Origin of the sequence: Xanthomonas hortorum, from assembly GCF_040279205.1 — a bacterium.
GTDB lineage: Bacteria > Pseudomonadota > Gammaproteobacteria > Xanthomonadales > Xanthomonadaceae > Xanthomonas > Xanthomonas hortorum_F.
This window is the reverse complement of sequence record NZ_JBEOLS010000032.1, coordinates 47,947-54,718: the sequence shown is the minus strand read 5'-3', so window position 1 is coordinate 54,718 and position 6,772 is coordinate 47,947. Positions and strand designations below refer to the sequence as shown.

The 6,772-nt window shown below is 63.0% G+C and carries 3 protein-coding genes; 2 read left to right on the top strand and 1 reads right to left on the bottom strand.

Annotated features, from left to right (window positions below; translation table 11 throughout):
- Window positions 1–397 precede the first annotated feature (397 nt).
- Window positions 398–2,404, top strand: a complete 2,007-nt coding sequence (locus tag ABS769_RS13585) for a M1 family metallopeptidase (RefSeq protein WP_317062111.1) — start codon at window positions 398–400, stop codon at window positions 2,402–2,404.
- Here ABS769_RS13585 and ABS769_RS13580 read toward each other — a convergent pair.
- Window positions 2,401–2,748 carry a hypothetical protein gene (locus ABS769_RS13580; RefSeq protein ID WP_317062110.1) on the bottom strand — a complete coding sequence of 116 codons (348 nt, stop codon included), beginning with the start codon at window positions 2,746–2,748 and terminating at the stop codon, window positions 2,401–2,403. The genes ABS769_RS13585 and ABS769_RS13580 overlap by 4 nt on opposite strands.
- Before the next feature lie 443 nt (window positions 2,749–3,191).
- Between ABS769_RS13580 and ABS769_RS13575 the strand changes: the two genes are divergently transcribed.
- A complete protein-coding gene (locus ABS769_RS13575) occupies window positions 3,192–6,350 on the top strand; it encodes a TonB-dependent receptor (protein WP_317062109.1) in 3,159 nt (1,052 codons plus the stop codon).
- Window positions 6,351–6,772: the final 422 nt, after the last annotated feature.

Genomic DNA, 6,772 nt, shown 5'->3' with positions numbered 1-6,772 from the left:
CCCGCCTGAGCGCATTTGACGGCCATGCGCAAACGCAAAAAAGCGTGCCGGCCAGCGGCCGGCACCTACCGATGAACGCGCCTGAAGGAAACCGCTCAAAGGTCGCGGGTTGAGGCCCTGATCAACATAGTTGCTACACGGACGTACTTGCGGCGTGTCCCGCGACGGTGGGCGGGCAAGGGCCCCGCAGCCAATCAACAGACCAGCCGCTCTGCGGTAGTCAGGCGTGGGTTAGTTTTGGTAGCCGCTCTCAGCATCACCGGCATGGCCGTCGCGCAGATCGTTGGGCGGAGTGCTGCTGCTGCGGAATCGTGTAGCGCCATCCGGGACCAATGGCATTCCCGCGCGCGGCGAGGCGCGCCGTAGGATGGGAGTCCCCCACGCCGCAGGATTTCGCATGAGCCCCACCGTGCGCCGATCGCTTACCGTTGCACTGTCACTGGCGTGCGTTGCCGCGCCCGCAATTGCCGCTCCGGCACCAGCCAGTTCCGCTCCCGCAGCACCCACTCCGGCCAGCCATTTCGATCCGCTGGCCTTGTTCGCGCCACTGCAACTGCCCGATGCACCCAACGCCTACCGCAGCGGCAGCGGCTTACCCGGCCCGCTGTTCTGGCAGAACCGTGCGGATTACGACCTGAAGGCCAGCATCGACCCGGCGACCCACACGCTTACCGGCGAGGCGGCGATCCGCTACACCAACCGCAGCCCCGACATGCTGGACGTGCTGTGGCTGCAGCTTGACCAGAACATCTACCGCGCCGATGCGCGCGCTGCCGCCAGCCGCCCATCGCGCCGCACCCAGTTCACCGAAGGCATGCAGATCGCCGGCATCGAGATCGACGATGGCGGGCGACGCCAGCCGGCGCACTTCGTCGTCGACGACACCCGCCTGCGTGTGGACCTGCCGCAGCCGCTGGCCGGGCAGGGCAAGGCGCTGACCGTGCATATCCGCTACCGCTACACGATTCCCGGTACCTGGGGCGGGCGTACCGCGTTCAGTGCCAGCAAGCAGGGCGAGATCTACGAGATTGCGCAGTGGTATCCGCGCATGGCGGTGTATGACGATCTGCGCGGCTGGGACACGCAGCCGTATCTGGGCTCGGAGTTCTATCTGGAATACGGCAACTTCGACTACGCGGTGACCGTGCCGGAAGGCTTTCTGGTCGCCGGCTCCGGTGCGCTGACCAATCCGGCCGAGGTGCTCAGCCGCACCGAGCAGCAACGCCTGCAGCAGGCACGCGGCAGTGATCGCACGGTGCTGATCCGCACGCCTGCCGAGGTGACTGCACGTGCGGCCAAGCCGACGGGCAAGGGCACGCAGACCTGGCGCTTCCATATGGACAACACCCGTGACGTGGCGTTTGCCGCATCGCCTGCGTTCGTCTGGGATGCCGCGCGCATCAAGCTGCCGGGAGGCAAGCAATCGCTGGCGATGTCGGTCTATCCAGTGGAAGGTATGGGCGCGGACAAGTGGAACCGCTCCACCGAATACGTCAAAGGTGCGATCGAACATTTCTCGCAGTGGTACCCGTATCCGTGGCCGGCCGCGATCAATCTGGGCGGTTATGGCGCGGGCATGGAGTATCCGGGCATCGTCTTCGATGGTTTCGAAGACAGCGGCAAGGAGTTGTTCTGGATCACCGCGCACGAGATCGGTCACACATGGTTCCCGATGATCGTGGGCTCCAATGAGCGGCGGCATGCGTTCATGGATGAAGGCTTCAATACCTTCATCGACGTGTATGCCTCGGATGCCTTCAACAAGGGCGAATACGCACCCAAGCGCGATTCGGAATATGCGCCCAAGGGTGGCAACCCGGTCGACGAAATCCTGCCGTTGTTGGCCGATACCAGTGCGCCGACGTTGATGGACAACGCTGATTCCACCAGCGAAAAATACCGCCATCCCTTGACCTACTTCAAAGGCGCGTTGGGGTTGGTGCTGTTGCGCGAGCAGATCCTCGGGCCGGAACGCTTCGATCCGGCCTTTCGCAAATACATCGCCACCTGGGCTTACAAACACCCCACGCCCTCGGATTTCTTCCGGCTGATGGAAAGCGAGAGCGGCGAAGATCTGGCCTGGTGGTGGCGCGGCTGGTATCTCAACAACTGGCAGCTGGATATGGGCATCAGCGCGGCGCATTACGTGGATCACGATCCTGCCAAGGGCGTGCAACTCACGCTGCGCAGCAGTCAGAAACTGGTGATGCCGGCCACCGTGCGCGTGGATCTGGCCGACGGCAGCCACCTCGATCGTCGCGTGCCGGTGGAAACCTGGCTGCAGAACACCGCGCCCACGCTGACGCTGCCGACCACGCAGAAAGTGCTGCATGTGCGACTGGATCCGGATCACGTGTTGCCCGATGCACAGCGGGGCGACAACCAGCTGGACGTGATCGGCTAGCGGCCCCGATGCAATCGTCCGCGCTGCAACGGCGCGGATGAGCTGTACCAGAACTGGCGAGGCATGCCGGATAACGGCGCAATCGATTGCAGCGATTGCGCCGTTTCTACATCAGCCTGCATCGCCATCGACACTACGCATTGCTGCAGCGCATGTGCCTGCATCGTTTCTCGATGGTGTTGTCCTGCATCGCCAACAGTGCCGCTATGCAGCGCTTCTGTCGTGCGAGCGCAGTGACTTTGCGCAACTTTTGAAAGCGGCGTTGTGGCGATCATTGTCGTGGCCTGCATAGCCAGTAACAAAGCGTCATCACCGCAGTCGCGGCTGATAACGCTTACAGCCACGGCAGCTCTGCATGTGCCGTGCGGGCTCAAGCGCACACGTTGTTTTGTGTCTCGATGTGTCCACGCATGTTTGCTGCAACGCAGGGTGACAAGCGATGTCACGCGTGACTAGTCTGCGCCGCGTGGTAGCGCTATCACGCTTGATCTAGCGATCGCAGTCGCTCAGTGAGGTGGCGCACAAGCCTGCGTCAGCCACGGATTCAAGGGTAGGGAAGGCAGTCGCACGTGCTGTACAGATCGTCGCAGGCAGCGTCCGTCATGGACGTGGCACGTGCACGGTTGGCATCAGGGGGATCCGCCGTTGGTTCGATGCGGGGGATCAAATGACGTTCTGCAACGGAAGGTATGTCGCGTGCCGTGCAAGGCGCGTGGCCAGACAATCGCCGCGTCGCATTCCGCGACCACGGCCGTGGGTGTTGGACTCCAGACCCGAGGATAGATCGATGCGTCGTACGTTGAGCAATTTCAAGTCCAAGGCCATGTTCACCTTCGTCGGTGGCCTGTTGGTCATCAATCCGGCCTTTGCGCAGGACGTTCCCGCGCCGCCAGTGCCGCCGCCGCAATCCAGCGCGCAAACCGCCACCACGCTCGATGCGGTCAACGTGACCGGCATTCGCAGCAGCCTGGATCAGTCGATGGGTATCAAGCGCGATGCCGCAGGCGTGGTGGATGCGATCAGCGCCGAAGACATCGGCAAATTTCCCGATACCAACCTGGCCGAGTCGTTGCAACGCATCACCGGTATCTCGATCGAACGCCGCGATGGCGAAGGCGCGCAGGTCACCGCGCGCGGCTTCGGCCCGCAGTTCAATACGGTCACGCTCAACGGCCGGCTGATTCCCGGTGCCGACGCATTCGGCGCACCCGGCCAGACGCCGATCGGCGGCGTGGATGTGGGCACGCGCGCCTTCAACTTCGCCCAGCTCGCCTCCGAAGCCATCACCGGCATCGAGGTGTTCAAGACCAGCCGTGCCACCGCGCCCAGCGGCGGCATCGGCGCCACCATCAACATCCAGACCGACAAGCCGTTCAATCACTCCGGGGTGGTGGCCAATGCCGGCGCCAAGATGGTCTCCGACCGTTCGCAGCCGTTCGGCGATTCGCTCACCCCGGAAGTGTCGGGCATTTTCAGCTATACCAATCCCGACAAGACCTTCGGTATCGGCTTGAGCGGCAGTTACCAGAAACGCCACGGCGGCTCGGTGCAGGCCACCGAAAACACCTGGAACATCCAGCGCTGGACCGGGACCGACCCGGCGCTGCGCCCGGATGCGGTGGTGACCAACGCACCGGCGATCGGCCAGTTGTACGGCATGCCCAACGACCTGCGCTACGCGTTCGCCGACTTCCAGCGCGAGCGCACCAACGGCCAGGCAGTGGTGCAGTTCGCACCCAGCGACAGCCTGACCTTGACCCTGGATTACACCTATTCGTCCAACGAGATCCGCGAAGAGCGCGGCGAGCAGGGCATCTGGTTGCAACGCGCCAACAGCTTCACCGATCTGACCTTCGATACCGGTCAGGCGGTGGCAACGCCGATCTACCTGCGCGATGTGCCTAACGGTGCCAAGGACTTCGGCATGGAGCAGCAGCGCAACGAGCAGAAGTACACGCTCGGCTCGCTCGGCTTCAATGCCGATTGGCAGGTGAGCGACCGCTTCCAGTTGTCGTTCGATGCGCATAACTCGAAAACCAAGAGCATGCCCAACGACCCGGTCACCGGCGGCAGTGCCACCTACTTCAGCTTCGCCGGCACCAACAACTGCGTCAACGGCCCGTCCTGCGGCGGTCAATGGGGGCAGGAGCTTTCGTTCAACAATTCCTTGCCGATCGGCGCACGCACCTGGTATCCCACCGCTGCCGATTCCCTGGCTGGCACCAACGGTGTGGTCAATCCGGACTTCACCCCCGCCGAGCTCGGCTCGCAGGTGCTGCGCATCTACTATCAATCGCAGGTGACCGAGATCAAGGAAGGGCGCATGGATGGCACCTTCGACTTCGACGACGGCCGCTTTCAGTTCGGCGTGAGCAGCGCCAACACCACCATGAACCGGCTCACCAGCGACACCAACTCCACGCTTGGCGACTGGAGTGTGGCCAATGCCGGCAACGAGCCCGGCATGCAGGCGTTGCTGCGGCCGGTGAGCATTACCGGCATGTTCAAGGACTTCAACGCCAATGGTGCGGCGCCCAATGCCTGGCGCGGCGATGCCGATCAGCTGGCCCTGTGGGGTGGCAGCCAGTACGGCGCCACCACCCGCTACAACCCGAACTACAGCGCCGACAACCAGGTGGAAGAGAAGACCCGCGCCGCCTACGTGCAGCTGGAACTGAAGGGCGATATCTCCGGCATGACCACCAACACACGGCTGGGCTTGCGTTACGAGCGCACCGATGTGGAATCCACCTCGCAGGTGGCCACGCCCACTGCGTTGCTCTGGCAGGCCAACAACGACTTCCAGTTGTTGCGCTCCACCGAGCTGCAGCCCTTCAGCGAAAAGACCAGCTACAACTACATCCTGCCCAATCTCGATTTCAGTATCGACATCACCGATCAGCTGAAAGGACGCGCCTCGTTTGGCCAGACCATTGCGCGTGCGCCATACAACAACTTGATTGCCGGTCCAACGCCGAATACACCGAGCGGTTCGATCCTGATCAACCCCTCCACCCGTGCCTCCGGCAGCTCGCAGAGCCCCACGCTGGATCCGTTGGAATCGGACAACCTGGATCTGGCGCTGGAATGGTATTTCGCCGACGCCAGCTATGTGTCTGCCACATTCTGGAACAAGCGCGTCAGCAACTTCATCGGCAACACGGTGTCGCGCGAATCGCTGTATGGGCTGACCGATCCCACCTCGGGGCCGGATGCGCAATCGGCCCTTGCCTTCCTGCAGAGCGGTGCCTGCGCTGCGCAGGTTGGCGCCTCCGGTAACGACGTTGCGGGCGCCTGCTCGGCCAACGACACCTCGCTGTTCGCGGCGATGGCGTTGTTGCGCAACGCCGCGGCCACCGGTGGATTGGCCGCCTATAACGGCAGTTCCGCGCAGAGCCTGGCCCTGGAGAATGCCTACGACATCGTTGGCAATGCCTCCGACCCGCTGTATCAGTTCGATGTGTCGCGGCCGGTCAACCAGAACAAGGCCAACATCCATGGCTGGGAACTGGGCGGGCAGTACTTCTTCGACACCACTGGCTTCGGTATCTACGCCAACTACACCATCGTCGAAGGCGATGTGGGCTTCGACAACACCGTGATCGATCGCGACCAGTTCGCACTGCTCGGTTTGAGCGACACCGCCAACGCCATGCTGATGTACGAAAAGTACGGTTGGAGCGCACGTCTGGCCTGGAACTGGCGTGACGAGTATCTGATCGCGGCAAACCAGGATGGCGCCAACCGCAATCCTTACTACGTGGAGGCCTACCAGCAATGGGACCTGAGCCTGAGTTACAGCTTCAGCAAGCAGCTGTCGGTGGGCTTTGAGGCGATCAACCTGACCGGTGAGGACGTGCGTTGGCATGGGCGTTCTGACAAGCAGATGATCCGCCTGATCGACCAGCAACCGCGTTACACGCTGGGTGTGCGTTATGCGTTTTGAGAGCGACTGACAAGCCGCTGCGCGCACCTCAGGTGCGCGTTGTGCGGTGTGCGGCGGCGTGGAATACCCGCGCGCACGCTGCTCAGAGCGCACCGTTCGTGCGCTCCGACGGCAGCGCATTGGAGTTGGTTGGCTGCTTCGCGCAGATGAGTTAAGTCGTGATGCCTGCGCGGCCACTGATCCGGCTGGCGGCCGCGACTGCACTGCCGGGCTGGATGCCCAGACGCACCCGCTGCGATCGCCGACATGCAAACTGCCGCCAGCACGATGGTGGCCGGGGCATCACCGCAACGCTGGTTGTGCAGGCCTGCCACCAATGCTGCTGTGCCGCTTGCCGGCCTCCTGCTTTTTGGCAATGCTCGACTCCAGCAGGCACCGCATGGTGCCGCATGATCGACTCATATCCCCGCAATGCGGTGATC